Here is a 23,207-nt window from a genome sequence, read left to right on the forward strand (position 1 = left end):
TACTCTCAATTATGATGACGGCTCTGAAATTTCACTCATTTCAACACATTTATCCTGACTCCATTGTGAGAGATGACGAGCAAGAAATTCTGAATTCAGTGGCCCATTCATCGTTAAGTGATTGCCGGAAGCCGGCACAACACGGAAAGAGGCATGCCCTAAACGCTTCCAGAACTTATCCTGGTCGGTCGGAAATCCGGGAATCTCTTCCGTATGGGAGAAAAATAACAGATGACTGTCAGAGCCCTTCGCTTCATAGTTCTGCATCAATTGATTATTACACTCCCAAACCTTTAAATACTTAGGTAAGAAAGACGCAGAAAGAATAGATTCATATGCTGTGTCATGACTCACTTGACCAAGATATTCAATTTTTTCCTCCAAACTATCCATTGAATCGTATTGACTCCAATCCAGCTTGATATCCGCCATACCGAATGTCATGAGGTAATCAAGAATTTCAAGACCAGACATACTCTCTGGCAAATTGCCATAACAAGGGCTGTCAATCATCGCAACAGGTAAAGAAACATCATATTTTTCTTTATATTGCATGGCCATTTCATATGCCACAATTCCGCCAAAAGAAGAGCCCGCAAGCACTGGGGTGATACCACCCAGATAAGGCTCAATCATCTCCAGATAGGTGTTTGCCATTTCTTCCAAGGTACGATACTGAACCTCAGTGGTCAGCATCGGCGACCGGATTGCATACACCGGATATTCATTCGGTAAGGCTTTCACCAGATCCCGGTAAAAATAAATATCTCCCCCGATTGGATGAATCAGGAAAATCGCTGGATATGCTGAGTTCCCTGTCTGCATTGCAACCAGACTTCCCTGAGAGTCAGCCCCTTCCTCCAGCATTGCCGTTTCTATGGCATTGACAATGGCATTCACACTCAAACGCGGTAACTGCATGAATTCAACAGCTAAACCAAACTGATTCATCACCTTTGCACTGTACTGTACAGCCATCAAAGAATCACCGCCGAGTTCGAAGAAATCGTCATCAGCATCGACCCAGTCTACCCCCAAAACATGGCAGCAAATCGCCGAAATTTGCTGAACCCGATCGCCATCAGCCGGGTAGACGGGCTCCGAGCCCGTTTCCGGAGCACATAGTTCCTGAACCTTCTTTTTGTCGCCGATCCAATAACGTGAACGCTCGAAAGCATAAGCGGGCAATTTCACCCTGTGTTCGGGCTTCAATCCCCATAACCGTTGTACGTCAATACTGGCCCCTAAGTTATGCAGTTGACCAATCATTGCCATCAAGGATCCATAAGGTGCATTTTCAGCTAATCCAGGAATCACAGACGCCTGATTTCTGGCCGGATGCCGTTTAACGAGACCGCTTAAAAACTTCCCAGGGCCAACTTCAACATAGACGGCACTTGAAAGCCATTGGGTCTTGAGCAACGTTGCAAGACCCGCTTCAAACATCACGGTCTGTCGAAGGTGCTTCACCCAGTAAGCTGACTGGCAAACTTGCTCTGCATCAACCCAATGACCATCCAGATTGGAAACATAAGGAATAGTCGGCGAGTTGAGTTGCACAGTCTCTACCAAACGGGAGAACTCTTCTAACACGGGATCAAGCATGGCCGAGTGGAACGCTCTGGAGACTTGAACGTCACGCCAGGTGATTTCTTCCTGCTCGAAAACTTTGACCAGTGCCGCCACTTTGTCTGGTGAACCCGACACAACACAAGACGCATCCTCATTGATCACCGCGATATCAACACCGGCACGAGTCACAAGCGGCATGAGCACGTCCGGCTGGCAACGTACCGAAACCATTCTCCCTGCAGGTAAATCTGCCAGAAGCTGACCACGTTTCACCACCAATTTCAGCGCATCCGGCAAAGAAAGCACTTCTGCACAACACGCCGCCACATACTCTCCCAGACTGTGGCCAATCATGGCGGCAGGTTCTGCACCCATCGCTATCAGCCATTTCGCCAAAGCAAACTCGCAGATAAACATCGCCGGATGAGTCACCGCTGTCTCGTGTACGCGTGAATTCGTCGCCAGAATATCGTCGCGAGTTAACGCTGCAGTCAGCATCGGGTTGACCAGGTCCAGACATGCATCAACCCACTTGCGGAATTCGGGTTCATGCTCATACAAGGCTGCGGTCATCCCCGGATACTGCGAGCCCTGCCCCGGAAACATAAAGACAAGAGAAGGCTCATCCATCATCGGACGCACACTGTGTTTATTGATCGACAGATCATGAATTACGGCTTCCCGCGTCTGCCCAACGACAACGCGCTGACACGCAAATCGTCTTCTCGATTGCATCAGGGTATAACCCGCGCGCACCAGAAGTTCTGGATTCGCATCTCTGATAAATTCAGCCATTTTCTCGGACTGCCGCTTCAGTGCTTTTTCATCAGGTGCAGACAGGCACAACAAATAAGGTCTCGCTTCAATGACAGAGACTTCATCTGAACGCTGTTCGGGGAACTCCTGTAAGACTGCATGTGCATTGGTACCACCAATGCCAAATGCGCTCACGCCAGCAGTTCGCAATCCGTTCGTTTCTGGCCAGAATTCCGTGGATTGCTGCACAGAGAACCCACGCGCCTGTAACTTCAAGGCTGGGTTTTCCTGAGCAAAATTCACGGTCGGTACCAGTGTCTTGTGCCGGATACACAGGGCAGCTTTCATCAGCCCTGCAATTCCCGCTGCAACATCCAAGTGTCCTAAATTACCTTTGAGCGCTCCAAGCCGGCAGATTCGGTCTGAACTTGGTGAGGAGAGAACCTGAGAGAGGCCGGCAACTTCAATCGGATCACCCAATTTTGTGCCTGTCCCATGGGTTTCAATATAAGACACCTCTTCCGGGGTCACTTGTGCACTGGCGATAGCCTTACGAATAACATCCGCCTGCCGATCCTCACTCGGTGCAGTAAATCCTGCTTTCTGATTACCATCATTATTAATTGCAGTCCCTTTAATCACCGCAATCACTTGATCTCCGTCTTCAATAGCTTCTGCAAGTGACTTCAGCAGAACAACACCAACTCCTTGCCCCTCAATTGTCCCTTGTGCATTGACATCAAAAGGCCGGCAATGTCCATCGGGCGAGAAGATCATTCCCGGCTGATACAAATACCCCTGCTTTTCAAGCTGCCCGAGAGAAATACCACCCGCTATCGCCATACGGCAGTCACCCGTCTGAATCGCACGGCAGGCCTGATGCACTGCAACCAAAGAGGATGAACATGCCGTTTGAATGGTCATGGCTGGGCCGGTCAGATCCAGAGCATAAGCAACACGGGTCGCCAGAAAATGCGATTGGTTACTGATCATCACCTGATAATGGTCAGCGAGATCAGCTTGACCTAAGGATGGTAAAACATAGTCCGACTCATAGTGGTTCTGACCAACACTGGCAAAAACACCGATCTCTCCCTGATATGCCATCGGATCGCAATTCGCGTCTTCAAAAGCGTGCCAGACACACTCAAGGAAGAGCCTGTGCTGTGGATCCATCATCCTTGCTTCTTTGGCTGTATAGCCGAAAAATCCAGCATCAAAGAATTCGATCCCATCGACCTTATTTTGTGAATACACATAATTGGGATGCCTGAGTTGCTCCTCTGGCACATGCGCCTGTAAGTCCTCACGGTTGTAATGCGTGGTGAACGTCGTTCCTGCTTTTAAATGCGCCCAGAATTCGTCCAGAGAATCAGACTGAGGAAAGCGTCCGGACATCCCAACAATCGCAATATCAGAGACAGATGAAGATTTCTCTGGCAACTTGCTTTGTGCTGCTTTCGGCATCGACAAGTGCTCAAGATGCTTCACAATCGCTGAAATTGTTGGCAGCCTGAATAAGTCGATCAACGACAGTTGGGCTTGGATTACTTCTGGCATCAGACCATACATCCGGGTAAGCAGAATCGAGTTCCCGCCCAGCGAAAAGAATTTATCATCCAGTCCAATGCGCTTCCCAGGTAACAGTTTTTCCCAGATCTCCCGTAATTGCTGAGCTAAAGGAAGATAACTCTGATTCAGCGTCTCAGCCGGTTCGGTACGATTCTCGTAACTGGGAACCGGAAGTGCCCTGATATTTAACTTTCCGTTTACTGAGATAGGCAGCGCTTCTAAAGCAATCAATTGCTCCGGAATCATATATGATGGTAACTGACTCTGAAGCCAAACCTGTAAATTTTCGCGTTCAACTGATTGATATTCAGGAACATAATATCCAACCAAGATTTCAGACTGACCTGCGTTTTCAGTTCGTATCAGCTGAACTGTGGCTTGTTTGATTGCAGGGTGACGAAGCATCGCCTGCTCAATATCTTCGCGCTCAATACGGTGTCCCATCACCTTCAGTTGGCCGTCCTGACGACCGAGGTATACCAAATCCCCATTTTCATTCATCCGAACCATGTCGCCTGTCCGGTACCAGATTTCATCAGAGAATGGCAAAGTGACAAACCGTTGCGATGTGAGTTCTCGCTGATTGAGGTATCCCAGAGAAACCCCCGTCCCACTGATATACAACTCACCCGGTGCACCTTGAGGGAGAACCTTGGTATCTTCCCCTAAAATGACACAGCGCTCGCCCGGTAATGGGGTGCCGATACTCAACTCATCCAGTGTTGTTTCTGCAGTGTAAGTTTTACTGGTTGACCAGATACAGGTTTCTGTTGGCCCATACACATTGATGACTTTCGAGAACTTTTTCAGTCCGCGCTCAAGCAGATGCCCTGGGAGCGCTTCGCCACCAACCATCAGCACACAACGCTCTGCCTGTTCAAACGATTCAAGCGTAAATTCCAGCATACTGGGCGTGGACTGGATAAAATCATAGGCATTGCAATCAATATAGCTTACCTGATAATCCCCCAGCGTCACCAAGCCACCGGACAAGAGTGGCAAGCCATATTCAGCACCGAAAATGTCAAAGACCATGTTTGTCATACTATAGGTGCTGATAGATGCCTGGCCGTCAAAGTGTGCCTGCCACAATCCATGCAGTGTGGCCATCAATGCATGATTGGGGACTTCGACCCCTTTCGGTTTACCTGTAGTGCCTGATGTATAAAGCACATACGCAATGGCGTCTGGATCTGGTTCAGACTGCATAACAGGAGGAAGCGCATCCATCCTGCCCAAGGTTGATGCTGACAGCTGCAAAACAGGAACAGCAACCGCTTCAAGCAAAGTCTCATGCTCCTGATCTGTGATCAGACAACTCGGTTGGCAATCTTCAAGAATGTACGCAATCCTTTCGGCCGGATAGTCATCAGACAAAGGAACATAGGCTGCACCCAGCCGTCCAATTGCCAGCATCGTTGCCAGTGCAGTCGTCTCTTTCGCCATCAGCATCGCAACACGTTGTCCCGGTAAAATCCCGTACTCCGTTTGCAGGCGATAAGCAATCACAGAAATCTGCTGATTCAACTGAGCGTAGCTAATCACACAGCTTCCCTGACGAACCGCAGGTGTATCGGGTTGCTGGCTTGCATGCCATAGCACTGCATCCGACATCCGTTCTGCAGGCATCTGTGGGATCATATTCCGCATGGGTTTCCCTTCCAGCACCATCGAAGGAAAGTCTAAATGCCCAACGTGCGGATTGTCAGAAACCTGTAACAGAATCGCTTTCAAAACCTCCAGCGCACTTGCCATTTTCTCTGAACAGAACCATTCACCCGCGAAGTCGAGATATACATCCAGCGATGTATGACTGACCTCAATTTGAAGAGCAAGCGGATAATCCCTGTGCTCTTCACGCGACACAAACTCATGTTCAAGCCATTCATCGTTTCGCTGTGCAGGTGCCGGATAATTCTCAAAGATATAAAGCGCATCAAACAATCGGTTCCCGTGCTTTTGCAACTCCGATAAATTCACCAGCCCTCGATGGTTCGCCTCATTCACGGCATCCTGCAGCGACTGAATCTGCGATAAAAAGCTACCGGCATGCTGATGGTCATGTTTCACAGGCAGCGTATTCAGGAACATACCAACCGCATTTTCTATCCCTGAAACGGGTAACATCCGACCGGCAATAACGGTACCTACAACCGTCTTAGACGCACCAGAATAAAGAGCCAGCCATTTATGCCAGGCATACAGGAACAGAGAGTTTAATGTCAGGCCATGCTGCTGAGCCGATTCAGTCATCATATTTAGTTGCGCCTGATCAAAGCACAGACGGTGTCTGCGCATCTCCCGGACCTGACGATGACTTCTGAACTCAGATTTCGCAAGATGGGCATTCATCAGTGACGTTAATGGCTGCACATCTTCAACATCGTCAAGATAGGATTCCCAGTACATCTGATCATCCCGCTGATGTTGCTGCATGTAACGTTGTACCGCCGGGAACGTGTCCAGATAAGGCGCTGGCGTTTGCCCTTGTTCCAAAGTTGCATAAATCGCATGTAGCGATGACATGAGGAGAGGGCTGCTCCATCCATCCAGAATGGCATGATGGACATTGAGTAAACAACAGTAATGTTCTTTCGCCAATCGAATCAGACACACTCTGAACAAGCCGCCGGACTGAAGATCATAAGGATGTGCTTTGTCCTGCTGTTGAATCTCTTCTAAAGCATGCTGCTGCTCAATATCATCCATCTCACTGAAATCATGGTAGCGCCATGGGAAACTCCCCATTTTATCAATGATCTGAACGATCTCACCTCGCCAGTCAAACCGCGAACGCAGGCAAGACATCTGTTGTTGTAGCACCAGCCATGAATCGTGCAGTCGTTCAGGATCAACCTCTGCATGATAATCCCAGCGGACTGCAATCCGGTATGCTGAGTCCTGCTCACCAAACATCAGACTGTGGTGAATCATTCCCTGTTGCAAACTGTTCGCCAGGAAAACAGCCTCGATCTCCTGATGTTGCTGCAGTTGATCCAAATAGTGCTGATCGATGACATAATCCACATCAGCAGCGGTGAGCCAGGTACGATTTTCATCCGGTAAATCATCAATCAGTGCAGACAACTGAGCGACGAGCGATGCAGCAACCTGAGCGGCCGTTTGCGATGCCAGATGTGTTTTCACCAGGATAACCAGCTGACCATCGGCCAGCCATGACACCACATCCAGCAGGTGCTCTGCCGGGTTTTCCGGATGGCTCGACAAAGCACTGAACTGGATATCCAGTTGCCATTCACTGCCTTGCTGCGAATCAACCCGCCCCAGGTAATTCAGGCTGACACCATCTTGTGTGGTACATGGTGTTGGGAAGGCTGCCCCGAAAGCCAGACTATGATCGGCACAATAACGCAGCAAATTCTTGGTTTGGATCAGTTGCGCCCGTGCATCCGGGTTCGTGGTAAAACGTACTGGATAACGCGTGGTGAACCATCCCAGCGTTCTGAAGACATCCTGTGACCCATCAATCGACTGACGGCCATGCCCTTCCAACCATACACTATGCGTTGGTTGCCCGGTCAGTTGTTGCAGATACCCGCTGAGTACAGATGCCAGACTATCTTGAACTTGCAGTCCACAAGGCTTTAATTTTTCGATAAGTGCATGGGTTACATCCGCATTCAGCGCAATTGTATGGCTTGTTTTCTTACCGCCACCCAATTCGGCAAGTGCCGTTCTTTCGCCCTGCGGCCGTTGGTTTTCCCAGAACGACGTCAGTTCATCCGAAACCTGAATCGCTTGAACCGATGTACTCCATTCACGGTAGCTCAATGCTTTTTTACCCAGAACCGCACCCTGATATGCATGATATAAGTCATCAACCAAAACAGACTGACTAACCGTATCCATGATCAAATGATGCCAAGCCATGAAAATCCGACCCTGCCCGTCTTTGAAGCCATCAAGATAAATCAATACACCCAGCGGGCCCTGAGAAAGATCGATCTGCTGCTGATACACAGCCAATCGTGAAGTCAGACAATCCTTGAATTGCGCATGACTCTCATCTATGGCCAATTCAGAAATATGAAGATAATGGCAATACGGATTCACTGGTGGCTCTGACTGATAACACTGCTGCCACTCCCCCTGCGAATTGGCATGAAACCGCAATGCAAAAGCATCATGATGTTCAATGACTTGATCAACCGCCTGCTGCAATCGTTCATACGACAGCGCTGGCGTGACAATCATCGCTGTTTGATTCCAGTGATTGATCTCAGCCCAATCATGGGTAAAGAACCATTGCTGGATAGGCAGCAGCGGAACATCTCCTGTCAGTTCCTGCGGACTTGTTGCTTCTTCCGGTTGTTCAACTTCAGCCTGAGACTCGGAAATATAGTTTGCTAACGCAGCGACTGAGCGATGAGTGAACAGCTCTCGCAAACCGATCTCAATCTGCATTTCCCGGCGTATCCGACCCACCATCTGGATCGCCATCACGCTATCGCAACCTAACGAGAAAATGTCATCCTCAACACTCAATTGATCCGCTGGCAGGTTTAGGATGCCAGACCACAACTGTGACAATTGCAACTCAACCGGATTTCGGGCCAGTACACAAGTGGGTTTCGATGCCGTATGCGGCACAGGTAAAGCACTGCGATCAAGTTTTCCATTCACAGTCAGCGGCAGCGCTTCCAGACCAATCAAGAACCGCGGCACCATATATTCAGGTAATTTGTCACTGAGCAATTGGCGCAACGCTTGTTCATCAATGGATGATTTCGCGACGTAATAACCTGCCAGATAAGTTGCGGATGCATCATTCCCGGCACCTTGTGTCAACACTAATGCCTGTTCAACACCTTCAAACTGAGCAATAACACTTTCTATCTCACCCAATTCAACGCGGTGCCCGCGTACTTTAACCTGAAAATCATTTCTCCCCTGAAAAATGATGTTCCCATCTTGTTCAACACGGCCTAAATCGCCTGTTTTATAGAGGCGTCCCAGCATCGGATGCTCAATAAAACGCTCAGTTGTCAGCACATCATTGCGCCAATAGTTCAATGCGACACCGACCCCGCCGATGAAAATCTCCCCTGTGACGCCAACCGGGCATTGCTGTAGCTGTTGATCTAAAACATGCATGGTCTGATTCGGCATGGCTTTACCATAGGGCACAGACGTCCAGTCCGGATGTCTGGATTCAATTGGATACCAGATCGACCAAATACTCCCTTCCGTGGCTCCTCCCAGACTCACTTGTGCCGCATTCGGGAATGTCTGCGCCAGTTTGTCGATCAGGTTTAGCGGAATCCAATCTCCACTCATCATAAACAAGCGTAACGAAGGCACTTCAGTTTTAGTGGCTTCCGCAGCTTCTTCCAGCAACCCTGCAAGCTGAGGAACGGTATTCCACAAGGTGACTTGTTCCTGATTGAGCAAATCCAGCCAGGAGTCAGGTGATTTCACATGGTTCTGGTCCGGGAAAACAATCTTTGCCCCCGCAGCAAGCGCTCCGAACAGGTCATAGACAGACAGATCAAAACTCAACTCAGACAACGCAAAAATCGCATCGTCCGAATTCACCTGATATTCGGTATTCACAGCAAGGATTGTATTGACAGCCCCCCGGTGACTGATGGTCACACCTTTTGGCTTCCCTGTAGAACCTGATGTAAAGATGACATAAGCCACATCATCCGGTTGCACCTGTGGTAAAGGGACAGACACTGGTTCTGATTGAGACAGCACGGGTTCAATACAGCACTGGGACACCGAACCCAGCAGGGTTAAATCCCGCTGCTGTTGAAGCTGACTAACCAAAAGCTGACTGACGCCCGCTTGTTCCAGCACGCCTTTCATTCTGGCTTCCGGCCAGTCAACATGGAGTGGCAAGTAACCTTTACCTGCTTTCATCACAGCCAGGCAAGCGCAAAGCTGGCTGTATCCCTTCTCAGCTAAAACCGCAATTAAGTCACCATCCATTTCGGCACATTGCACGGCCAGATAGTCGCTGTCCTGCTGCAATTGTGCGTATGAATAGTATTCAGCGCTCTGTTCATCATAGACAGCCGTGCGATTCCCAAGCCGCTCCGCCTGCTGTTCAAACAGGCCGGGAAGGGTGAATTCACTGCTCGCTTGAGTTGCGTCATTCGTTGCATCAATACTTTCCTGATCTACTGTCGTCAAATATGCAGGCAACAAACCTTGATCCCATTCATGGGTTGCCAGGTAACGGATCAAATCGCAGTAACACTGATTAAGGTGCGGAATAAAATCGGGGGCAAACAGCTGATCAACATAAAGCCATTTGCTCATAAAGCGATCACCCGATTCAACTGCCTGCAGGTCTATCCATGCCTGAGATGTTTGCGCACACCAATAGCGCTCTTCACGAATTTCAGTCTCATCCAAAAAGCGCTGCTTCTCCCAGTGATCTGTTTGCTGACCAACCACACCTGTAAATACGATCGGTGAAACGGCAGCATTGGCATCGAGCTGATGCTGCTTCACCAGCTCTCGTTGCACATTCAGGCCATTATAGAGGGCATGGTTTACATCATCCCACATCCGATCATGCGTTTGCTGAATGGTTTCAAGGATTTGGCTGCCCGCATCCTGAAAGTGGAATAAGTTGGTTGAAGTAAAATCACCTAAAATTTCATCAACAGCTGGGCATACCGGATAACGGTTAAAAAGTGTCAGCGTGATCAGGAATTGATCACTCCCTGAATAACGCGCAATTAAATACCCATATAGTGCAAGCAATACCGACGAATAAGACACATGATAAGCCTGTGCTTTTTGTTTAAATTGCTGCCAAATATCTGACTCAACATACAATGTATGCTCCGAAAACGTTGGGTGAACTACGCGCATCGGATCTGTTTTCAGCGGCAAGTTCGGGCGAAATGGCAGCGTTTTCAGCTTCTCAAACCAGTAAGCCTTGTCCTGTTCATACCAGCGTGTATGCGGCAGGTTTTCGGTATAGTCCTGATAATCTTTAAACGTGACGTCAGGTAGTTCTGAAGTGATGTCTTCGCCTTTGTATAGCTTATCCAGCAAGGTAAATAATTTCAGCCGGCTTTGTACATCCAGTAAGATTAAATCCATACTGACATGGAGAATATCACGGTCTTTCAATCGGCTGACTTCAAATTGAAATAGTGGAAAACGAGACACATCATAAACAGTATGCGACAGTCTTTCTCGCACCGACATTAATTCCGATTCCTGCCGAGCCGGGTTCAATTCATTGACTCTGACCTGATAAGGTTCGATCGCATCCGCTGGCAGATAACGTTGACGTAATGTCGATTCGTCGAACACTGTTCTCAGAACCGGACACAGTTGAATCAATGTATTCATCGCAGACGCCAATCTTTCTACATTCAGCGACGTATAAACATATTCGTTATAAATATGATTAGAAACATTCCCGATTTCGTATTGTCCTAACCGGCCCAGCAAATACGCTTTTTGAATTTCAGTCATCGCAAAATCTTGCGATTCATCCGGTTGAGGAAGTAGTGGTAACTGTCCGAGATCAGCTTCACTCTGAATATGACTGAAATCGCTTGCTGTATAAACAGGTGTCGATTGTTGGTCGCAAAGTTCCATTAAATCTTTCAGCGCAGACTCATATTGATTCAATAGAGCCTGATTAAATGCCTCACCAAGACAAGACTTCACTTCAACAGACAACTGACCATCAACCACATACCCAAAAATAGTCACGCTGAACGGCCAATCCTGACGATTGCCTATCGTTTCTCCTGTCTCCGACACAGACAAACGCCAGTGAACACTGTGCACGGAGTCGTCTTGAACTGGCGTATCCAATTGCCCCAGGTAGTTAAAGCAAACCGGCGGGAAAGGCAGTCCCTCCTGCAGTGCCCATGCACCATAGCCAACCCCTTTAGACGGCATCTTTCGGCGCTGTTCTTTACACCCAATGAATGATTGCTTGAGATCTGCGGTAGACTGCAGACGATAGGGGGCAAGGCTTGTAAACCAACCCACGCTTCGGTCGATGTCCAGAGCATCGTCAATCCATTCACGGCCATGCCCCTCCAGTGTCATGTGCGTTACCGCGTTGTTCGTCACTCGCTTGAGCGCAATATCTGCCGCCGTGATTAACATATCATCAATCTGCGTGTTAAATGCCTGATTGCAACGCCCCAACAAATGCCGGGTCACCCCCTCAGAAAAGCAAACCTGATGAGCCGTGAATTCCGTTTCCATGAAGTAGCTGAAATCTGGCTCAGTATAAGATTCCATGATGCCCTGCCAGTAAACCAGCTCATCGGCATGGTTCTGCGGATACTGAGCCATACACGCTGCCCACTGCCTGTAACTCGTTCGTTTTTTCGCCAGTTTCCTTCCTTCATACAGCGCTTGTAAATCTTCAACAATGATTCCCCAGCTCACACTGTCCATGATCCAGTGGTGGAAACTACAGAATAACTTCGCCCGATCTGGCTGCAGTCCCTCAATATAAACAAATTGATAAAGCGGACCTTCCGTAAGGTCAAACTGACTTTGCCACGCCGTCATGGCGTCATGCAGTTCCTGATCACTTGTCTGCTCGCTGAGTGACACAGTGATCAAATGGACAGGTTGAACGGGTTTGTACCGCTGACGTGGTTGTTGATCGCCATGGTTCAAATCAAGATGCAGTCTCAACGCATCATGATGCCCGACCAATGCATTGAGCGCATTTTCTAAAATACGCTGATCCAGTAATGGCACATCAATACAGAAAGCCTGATTCCAATGCGACGGCTGATGAAATTCACGAGTCAAAAACCACGACTGAACTGGCAGCAATGTTGCCTCGCCTTCCAGAATACCCTCCTCAGACTGATAAGCTGCCTGCGTCACTTTCTGATCCGCTAAACGGCAGATTGCCCGGATATTTTTTAAGGCAAACACGTCCTTTACAGAGATTTCTAACAGCGCCGCTTGCCGGATCTGGCTAACCAGCCGGATGGCCATAATGCTGTCTAACCCCATCTGGTACAGATTTGACGTACATCCAAGTTGCGACTCTTTGTATCCCAGTAAATGTGCAACAATCGCCCGGACATGAGCTTCCAATTCATTTTCAGGCTCATCAATCACATCCGAAACCTGGCGCACAGGAATCGGCAAGGCTTTGAGATCTAATTTTCCATTGATTGTCACAGGCAACGACGGCAACCGAACATAAACCTCTGGGATCATATATTCAGGTAAAGCTTCAGACAGATACGCCTGAATCATGGCATCACTACAGCTTTGATCTGCAACAATATAACCAGCAAGCCAAGGGTGATTGTCCTGTACAACCTGCACTGCAGCCCGTGAGATAAGCGGATGTAATTCAAGACAAGCTGCAATTTCTTCCAATTCAATTCGAAAGCCACGAATCTTCACCTGAAAGTCGTTCCTGCCAAGATAGACAACAGAACCGTCAGACTGCTGGTAAACCAAATCCCCGGTCTTATACAGTTTAGAATTTCTGCCAGACCGTTGATCCTCTTCAGATTGATACGGATTATCTACGAATTTTTCATTTGTCAGGGAAACATTATTCAAATATCCGCGTGCCAGGCCGACACCAGCCAGATGTAACTCCCCAACGGCGCCAACAGGCAGAATATTCAATGCATCATCTAAAACATAGATTTTGATATTATCGATTGGTTTTCCAATCAAAACTTTCGACAATTCCGGGCCATTACAGTCAAAATATAAAACATCGATGGATGCTTCGGTTGGCCCATAAAGATTATGGAGCTGTACATGAGGCAACAACTGTTTTATTTCTTTCACGTGTGACAAATGTAAAGCTTCACCGCTGCAGAACATATATTTTAACCCGGACAAATTGACATCTTTCGGATTGTAATTGCTCAGTGACTGTGAAAATGCATTGAGCATTGACGGGACAAAATGTATGACGGATACTTCTTCTTTTTCGATCGTGTCGATCAAATATTCCGCATCTTTGTGTCCGCCTGGTTTTGCCATCACGATCGCAGCACCATACCAGTTCGCCCAGAGAAGCTCCCAGACAGAAACATCAAAAACATATGGGGTTTTCTGAAGCACTTTATCATTTTCAGACAATGGATAAGCTTTGTTCATCCATTCAATCCGGTTAATCAGGCCTCTGTGCTCACACATTACGCCTTTGGGCTTACCTGTCGTACCTGAGGTATAAATGACATAGGCTAAATCATCCGGACTCACCTCGTTACACAGATTTTCCATACTCTGCTGGCTAATTTTCTGCTCTGTTTCAGTCTCATCGATGATCACCATTTGATGGCTGAAATCATGCAGTCTGAGCGCATACTGACGATGAATAATTAAAGCAGACGCTTGACTGTCCTTCAGAATGTATTCAATCCGATCTTGAGGAAAATCAGGTTCAACCGGAATGTAAGCGGCCCCGAGTTTCAATACAGCCCAAATACTCATCACAGTCTCTGCACTGCGATCAAGACATAAGGCAACAAAGTCGCCCCGCTTGACACCAGCATCGCGTAAATAATGCGCGAGCTGATTCGCTCGACTGTTCAGCGCACGATAGGTGAAACGTGTATCCTCATCAATCAGCGCCAAATGATCGGGGGTTTTCTCCACTTGGTTTTCAAGAATTGCCGCAACATGTGTTTGGTCAGAGAAAGCACAGTCCGTATTATTCCAGCGATCCAGGAAATCAGATGTCACTTGTTCAGAGACAGCGAAAAGCTGACGTAATGGCGCCTGCCAAACATGACTATCGCTTTGCCGCAGTGAATCCACAAAACGATGAAAAATGGCTTCAATCTGCTCAGACTCATAGATATCGGATGCATAAGTCAGCGTAAATGACAAAGAAGAGGATTTCACAGCCGCGATCAGAGACACACCAAATTTTTCAGTCAGATCGGTATAGGGCTGAATGTCGTATTGTGTCTGAACCCCGTCACTTGAGTAATCATCAAAGTTATGGAGTGTAAATAAAACTTGAAGCAGCTCATTTAACCTTGGTGCGCCGCCTTCGATATCATGGACCAATTGCTGCAGATTCAACCCATTCATTGCTTGATATTGAATCAGGTGCTGGTGCAGCCCTTTCGCATTCCAGAGCACACTTTTCGACAAATCGAGATTCGGCACGATAGGTAATGTACTGATGAATGGCCCGATCGCTCTCTGGAAGCTCTCGGGTCTGTTTGCAACCGTCAATCCAACAGGAAAAGAAGACTTCTGCCCTGTGTACACAGAAATTGCATGGATGAAATGTGTAAATAGCAGCGGATAGAGCGTCAGATTATGCTGCCCGCACAAACTGACCAAAACATCATACTCAGCCTCACTTAAATCTGCGGTCAGATGTTTGGCATGATTCTGTGCTTTCGTTGAATATTGCTTTCTGAGTTGAGGAACATCTGCATCATTTAATTGAGAAATCAATTGCGATCTGAATTTATGCTCAGCTGGGTCGACTTCTTTTTCCTGTTCATAGGCAGAATAATCGAAATAGCCGGGTTGTGGCGATGCCTGCATATATGCTTCAACATCTTCATAAGCGCGGGCCAATTCATCCGCAATCACAGGTACAGAATAAGCATCAGAAAACATGTGATGGTGAATGCAGGCCAGTATCCATTGGTTTGTCTCTGTGATATGTAACAGCTCAAAACAAGTATATTGCCCTGTTGAAAGAGGAAAAACTGTTTTGGCTAATCTGTCTTTATATTCACTGACCTCTGACGCCGCGATTTCTCTGACCGGACATCCAAAATCCGATACAGGTAAAGCATGCCATTCTAAATTTTCACTCACCCCCTGACAGAATATGGGATGTCTCATTAAAAATGCATGAATTGCCTGATGCATACGCACTGCATCCAGATCCTGAAATGCGATAAATAATGGAATGGTATACGTATATGGCAAATGATCGATTTGGCTCTGCAAATACATTCCCTGCTGAATCGAAGACAAGGTTCGAGGCCAATGGTCTTTTCCTAACGCTAAAAACGGTGTTCGTTTCGCTTGCTCTTCACTTTGAATTTTATTATTACTGAGCAACTCAATCAGTTCTTCTTTATATTGAATCACCAACTGCTTCATTTCTTCTGGAAATCCAATTTCTTTGTCGAATGAATACCCTAACTGTCCCTCACTGCTCACCCAGAGAAATATGTGCTGACTTTTTAATTCATTGAACAGTTTTACTAATGTCATTACAGAACTCCCATTTCCCGTTCGTGATTTCCATTCTGTTTTTCTGCTATCTTTGCCATCGCACAGACGGAGCTATTGTTATAAATATCTTCCAATTTGATTCGCAGACTCAATTGCTGGTCAAACTGACGAACCATACGCATGGCTAGTAAAGAATTTCCGCCGCTGTTAAAGAAGCTTCGCTCACAATCAATTTCATCCGGATTTCGGTTTAATATTTGAGCCCAGATTTCACTAATACGCATTTCTATCTCGGTCGACGGCAATTTGATCTGACTCTCAATGACCACTTTCGGTAACCGGGATAAATCAACTTTTCCATTCGGCGATAAAGGTAATTCCGGCAAGACGATACACTGCTGAGGCAACATATATTCAGGTAAACTCAGGGCCAGTTGTTCACGGATCACGGTGTTTAGTGCTGCCACCTCTGCCGTGACATCACTCACCAATTTATCTTCTCTGCGGATACTGCCGATAGCCATCGTATACAGGTTTTGTTCATTCAAACAAATACCAAGCATACAACTTGCAATATCCTGAGCGATGAAGGCATCACCAAGCCGCTGGAATAGCCAGCCTGAATAAATATAATTCAACGCTGAATGCTCACCTTCTAATCGAATTAAACCGTGCGCGTTGCTCATGATGTGGTTTATATCAGACGATTTTAGAAAGACGGACTGCGCGTCTAAGTCATACACAGCAGCACCTGTCTGGTCCTGAAACTGACGACCATCACGTTTCATAAAGGCCATATTTAATTCAGGTTTTAACGCTGACTCATTAGAGAACTCAAGGTAGATCCGGCAAGCTAAAGTTTGCGTAACGCCATCTTCAGGCTCAAAGACTTCCACATGATATCCTATCCCCGACTCAGCACAATTTCCGGTGAGTAACGACAGCATATGGCCGACTTCTCTTAATGCCAGAGATTTTGCCCTTTCATGATAAACAGGAACAATTGCGTCCCAATAAATCACGAAGTCAATATAGGGACAGTTTGCCCCGGAACCCGACTGCGTCAGTGTATGAAGTGTCTGGTTGATCGGCTGATAATAATAGTAGTCCGCTAAACCTGCCCCTGTAGGAACACCAACCTGAGTCCGGACACTATACGTACTCCCCGCAGAAGGATAGCGGTATTTCGGCAGGGCCCGGTCGGGTATGGTGAATGCAGCGCATGCCGACAATAGATATGCCAAATCTTCCCAGACAGCGGTTCTTCCTTGTGCGGAGAAACAATACTGAGACTGTATCAGCACATGTTCCTGTGCGCGCTGAATGCTGGATGATTCAACCGGTAAATCCGCAAATTTCCGATAGCTTTTACGGATCAGGTAGTCGTCCTGACGAAGGTCATGCGACAGCTGATGAGCCACCTTACCCGTCGAGGCTATCCCTCTTTGTTCCAGAATGAATCTATCTTTATTGTCATCATAAACCGGAACAGGCTGTTCTTTCTCTTCAATCAAATAAGCCACAAGCACGGGGTTGTCTTCCCGATTCTGAATTTGAACCAGTGCCTGCGAAATGCCCTGAAGTTTATTGATATGTGCAGCGATCTCTTCAAGTTCAACCCGATAACCATTTAACTTCACCTGGTTATCGTTTCTGCCAAGGAATTCGATGTATCCGTTCTCTGACCAGCGACCCAAATCGCCGGTTTTGTAGATTTTTCCAAGTCTCGGATGCTTCAGAAAACGCTCTTTCGTTAATGCTGGTGCATGCCAATACTCAAGCGCTACGCCATCCCCCCCGATATAGATTTCCCCTGTGACACCAAACGGGCAGTGTTCACCACGATTATCAAGCACATACATCGCCTGATTTGGCATCGCAGTTCCATAAGGAATGCTCGTCCAGTTGGTCATAACCTGAGTGATTGGATACCAAATCGACCAGATGCTGCCTTCGGTTGCTCCTCCCAGGCTGATAACCTCAGCCTTCTGGGATAGTGCCGAAATTCGCGCTGGAAGGTTCATAGGGATCCAATCCCCGCTCAGAAGAAATAACCGGATGTTCAACGGTATTTCAGGCTTTGAATCATATTCATCAATCAGTAATCCGGCCAACTGTGGCACTGTATTCCATATTGTCACTTGGTGTTCATGAATTAATGACAACCAGACATCTGGATTCTTACTATCCGACTGACGAGGAAAAACAACGGTTCCTCCGCTTCCCAGAACACCAAAAATATCGTAAACAGATAAGTCAAAACTCAGCTCCGACAAGGCAAAAACCTTATCCGATGCAGTCACCTGAAATCTTCGATTCACCGCTTCAATTGTGTTCACTGCCCCATGGTGGCTGATTGCGACACCTTTGGGCTGACCAGTAGAGCCGGATGTGAAAATGACATAAGCAAGATCTGTAGGTCTAACATTAGGCCAGGCGACATGCTCAAGAGATATCGTTTCTTGTGCGAGAGTCTCGATGTCCAGCACAGATGCATGCAATACAGATTGCTCAGCATCTAACCTCGTCCGTTGCGCATTGGTAGCGACAACGGTATGACACCCAGATTGTGACAGGATTTCATTCAAACGCTCTGTCGGCCAGTCCGGATGCAACGGTATATAGGCAGCACCCGCTTTCATGATGCCCAGTGTGGCAACGGCATGCCAATGACCTTTCTCCGATAAAACTGCAACCAGATCCCCTTTTACGACTCCACGACGCAGCAAAGATGCAGCAACATTCTGATAACAGTGATAAATTTCAGAATAAGTAAACCGCTGATTCAGCTCTGAATCAATCACAGCAACAGAGGTTGACTGCTCAAGTAAACCAGGTGACTGCTCAAATAAATCCACGAGTGTTCTGGCAGGATAATTTTCAGCCGTGTTATTGAGATGAAGAATGATCTCTTCTTGCCAATCCGGCAAGCGAACAGACGGCAATGCCATCAGATCCCAGTCACGTTCAACGGCCTGCTCGATTAATGTGCAATAGCCTTGATGCATCGCCTCAATGGTCTGCGGTGAAAATAACTGTTCAACATAATCCCATTCCGCCACAAACCCTTCGTCGGTTTCATAGGCTTTATTGTCGAGCCATACTTGAGACGTCTGAGAAATGGCATACTGCATGCCCTGATAACTATCGTCTAATGGCAGGTCAAACATACTTGCCTGACCTTTCATACCTATCACACTGGTTAGCACAACGGGTGCAACAACTTGATTGGAGGGCAATCCATGGTGAGTTTTTAATAACCGTTGCACATCAACACCATCAAAAAGATTATGCTCTATATCTTCAAGCAATCGCTGGTGTACGGTTTCAAACTGACTCCGGGCAGAAATATCAGAACGCAGTTGATAATCAAACAAGCTGAGCACTGTAAAATCACCAATAATATCATCCACCTGAGCATGTAAAGGCAGTCGGTTAAATAAGGTCAAATTCAATGTCATTCGATCCTGATCGGACCAATAGCATAAAAGACGACAGAACATCTCAGCGATGAATGCCGTTGGACTGATATCATGAACCTGACATTTTTCAATTACCTTATTCCAGATTGAATGCGGAATTGTTTTAGAAATTCTCTTAAAGCGAGGCTTTTCCACACTTGCTGGGTTACTCACCAAAGGCAGGTTCATTTTGAATGACATTTCAAGTGTCTTTTCCTGCCAATACTGCTCAGCTTGCGCAAAGAGTTCGCTTTCTCTGATTCGCTCATACTGAATATGATAATCACGGTAATTAATCTGCAACTCAGGCAATATTAGGTGTGGATTTTGGTATAGAGAAATCCATTCTGAAAACAAAATTTCAAAACTCTTCATATCAATAATAATTGCATCAAAACTCACATGAAGGATGTATTTACCCTGCCACTTTGTAAGCAATATATCAAACAGTGGATACGTATCGGTTGAATATACCTTATGTGAGTACTCATATCGTATTGCTTCCAGCTCTTGCGGATCTGAAAGCTCATGATAAGAGATTTTATAATGACTCACTTGATTGAGATAACGTTGAACATCATTCTCAAAAACAGTTCTTAATGATGGATGACGTTGAATAAGCTGGTTGAATGCATTTTCTAATCGACTGTGATCAAGAAACTCAAATACATATTCATGATAAATATGCGTAGAAACATTACTGAGTTCAAAGTTTTTAAACCGACCAAAATAATACGTTTGTTGTACATTATTCAATGTGAATGGATGATATTGACTGGCAACATCAGTCCCTTCAATAATATAATCCCGATAGAGAAAATCACCTTTACCCGCTTCAACTAACGGCGTGATAGATGAGACATTTTTCTGTTCAAAAATATCTTTAATCTTGATATCACAATCAAAGTTAGTATTGATTAAATTCACAAGTTTTATCGCAGAAAGACTGTTTCCCCCCAGAGAGAAAAAGTCATCCTTAATACCAATCTTTTTATTTCCCAAACCTAAAGCAGATGCAAAAAATTCGCATAGTTTACGCTGAACCTTGCTTTCTGGTGCAATAAACAACACATGGTTGCTGAGTTGAATTTTGGGGAGAGCTTTTCGGTCTATTTTACCATTCATATTCAGTGGAATAGACGAAAGATACATAAAATCAACAGGGACCATGTATTCTGGCAGGCGGTTCTCCAGCCATCGTTTCAGTATGTTCGAAGGAATCGGAGATTCCGCCGTATAGTATCCCACCAAATACGGTTCGATGTCCTGTCCCTTATCTTTTTGTAACTGCACAACGGCTTGTTGAACATCCGCGTATTCCGTCATTGCGAACTCAATGTCACCCAGCTCAATCCGATGGCCTCTCAGCTTCACCTGGAAATCACCACGGCTTATAAATTCGATATCGCCCGAGGGTAAATAACGAACCTTATCACCCGTTTTATACATTGAGTCACTGTGCTTCTCGCCATATTTTATGAATGGGTTTGGCAGAAATGCACCTGAAGTCAACTCCGGCTGGTTAAAATATCCGGCCGATACCCCTTCACCAGCAATGTACAGCTCCCCGATCACACCAGGAGCAACCGGCTGCATGACATCATTCAGTACATAGCACTGTGTATTCGCTAATGGTTTTCCAATATAGACTCGCTGATTTGTCGCCGTCAGATGATATGCGGTAGACCAGACTGTCGTCTCTGTTGGCCCGTACACATTCCAGGCATCACGGGTCAGTTTTGCTAATCCTTGCGCAACGTCAATTGGAACCGCTTCACCGCCACAAAGAACAGTGATGTCCAGATATTGACCTTCGAAATCAGAAACAACCTGCCGCCAAAAAGAAGGAGTCGCTTGCATATGAGAAACATCATTATTCTCTAAAGACTGCTTGAGTATGTTCATATCAAGCAACTGCTTTTGATCCGCCAACACCACACCAGCACCGAACATTAGAGGCATAAATAGTTCTAATGTAGAAATATCAAATGCCAGTGTTGTTAAAGCAAGCATCCGGGAATCTTCTGTTAAGCCAATTTTTTGCGAAAAGTCAGATGCGATATTCACAAAATTACGCTGTCGAACAGCAACACCTTTTGGCGTGCCTGTTGTCCCAGAGGTATAAATAATGTAAGCCAGATCATCAATATTAGGCTGGCTCGGAGACAATAGATAATTGGTGTTTTCTAAGCGATGTACAAGCGATTTCGTTACCGACAGAACTGAAACATGGCTTGGTATCCTTGCCTTTGACATCTCATCACTCAATAACACAAGTGCCGGTGAAGAATCCTGCAAAATGGCCTGAATTCGAATCTCAGGGGAGTTTTCATCAAGAGGGATATAAGCACAACGTAGCTTTTGTATCGCCAACAAGCTGATGATTAATGTGGCATCGCGTTGCATTTGAACTGCGATTCTTTCCCCAGGTTGAACCTTAAATTCATGTGCAATGAAACCAGCCAAAGCATCGGAAAGATAATGAAGCTGGGCATATGTTAGTTCAGTTTTTCCCGCTATCAATGCGATGCGGTCAGGATTATGAGTCACCTTTTCCTTAAACAACTCGATGATGGTTTTCTGTGGGTATACTCGCTTTTCCGGATTCATTGCATGATAATAATAAGCAACTGTATCTTCTGGCAAACGGCAGAATTCTTCCCAATTTAATTCACCTGACAAAAAATAGCCAATTCTACTGTGAAAGGTTTCAATATAATTCTGAATCAGAGAAAAGAATGGTACATGTTGATTAAAAAATATACGAATTCTATCGGCATCTATCTGAATAAAAAAGGTACCGCTATCCATAGATAACGGTAATTCAGGGTGTTCATAAAATCTAAATCTTGGTAAAGGAAAATCCGAGTGTATGTAAAGACGATCAATAAATATGTTACTTTTATCGCTATCATTAATTTCCGGAAGAAGATCTGAATAATACGCTTTCCCCTGCAGAAGAATATACCGAGTTAATTCACTATTTTTTGCCTTCTTATGAAACCCATACAATGTTTCTTGATTTGCATTTAAAATATACTGTATATAAAGTAGAAACAACGATGTTTCCGTACTATTCCAAGCATAGTTAAATTGTATTGACTCATAGCATTTAGGATTAACTTCATCATCAGTAAGAAAGACATCATGTAACTTTGCCTGCCGATTCAGTTCATCTTTTCTTTGCTGATTAATAAAACTCCCTTCGTACCAGAGTTGAGCATCATTGCTCCCCTGATATAATTCATAGTAAGATAAAGAATCAGAACGACCTAAATCAATAAAACAATCTATAAATAATTCAATAAGAAGGTTCAAAGTCTCTGGGTAGTTACTATAAACCTCTGAAGCATTTGAGACCGACACGACTCTTTCAACTTCAGAACAACTTACAATAGCATTAAATATAATATTCTGATCTTCAGAACAATTTAATCCAAGTCGAACCTTATTCGCACCCGAAAATGAAGTATCGTCGGGGTAACAAAACTCATAATCAATCTGATAATTCGCCACATCCCGAGCCGAGACAAGCCGAATATTATGATGGTCGTATTCAGCAATGGATGGTCTATCACAGAGTTCAGAGCTCACAAGGTGAACCTGATGCCCTGCATCAGCAAGGTAACGGATAACTTCCTGGTTTACTGCATCATCACTGACTTGGCTTAAAATATTTAATATACCCAT

The 23,207-nt window shown here is 46.0% G+C and carries 2 protein-coding genes; both read right to left on the minus strand.

The genetic code is table 11. From position 1 onward, the window contains the following. Nucleotides 1-9 precede the first annotated feature (9 nt). Nucleotides 10-16,095 carry a non-ribosomal peptide synthetase/type I polyketide synthase gene (locus Q4579_RS05475; RefSeq protein ID WP_303562320.1) on the minus strand — a complete coding sequence of 5,362 codons (16,086 nt, stop codon included), beginning with the start codon at nucleotides 16,093-16,095 and terminating at the stop codon, nucleotides 10-12. Beyond that, entirely contained in the window at nucleotides 16,095-23,207 is a 7,113-nt protein-coding gene (locus tag Q4579_RS05480; protein ID WP_303562321.1) for a non-ribosomal peptide synthetase, read from the minus strand. The genes Q4579_RS05475 and Q4579_RS05480 overlap by 1 nt, the downstream gene beginning before the upstream one ends.

Source organism: Photobacterium sp. 1_MG-2023, from assembly GCF_030547945.1.
Classification (GTDB): domain Bacteria; phylum Pseudomonadota; class Gammaproteobacteria; order Enterobacterales; family Vibrionaceae; genus Photobacterium.

What these genes read in the sequence shown, in the direction of transcription:
- Q4579_RS05475 (WP_303562320.1), bottom strand. Translation starts at nt 16,095, where the DNA reads ATGACATTAGTAAAACTGTTCAATGAATTAAAAAGTCAGCACATATTT.
- Q4579_RS05480 (WP_303562321.1), bottom strand. Translation starts at nt 23,207, where the DNA reads ATGGGTATATTAAATATTTTAAGCCAAGTCAGTGATGATGCAGTAAAC.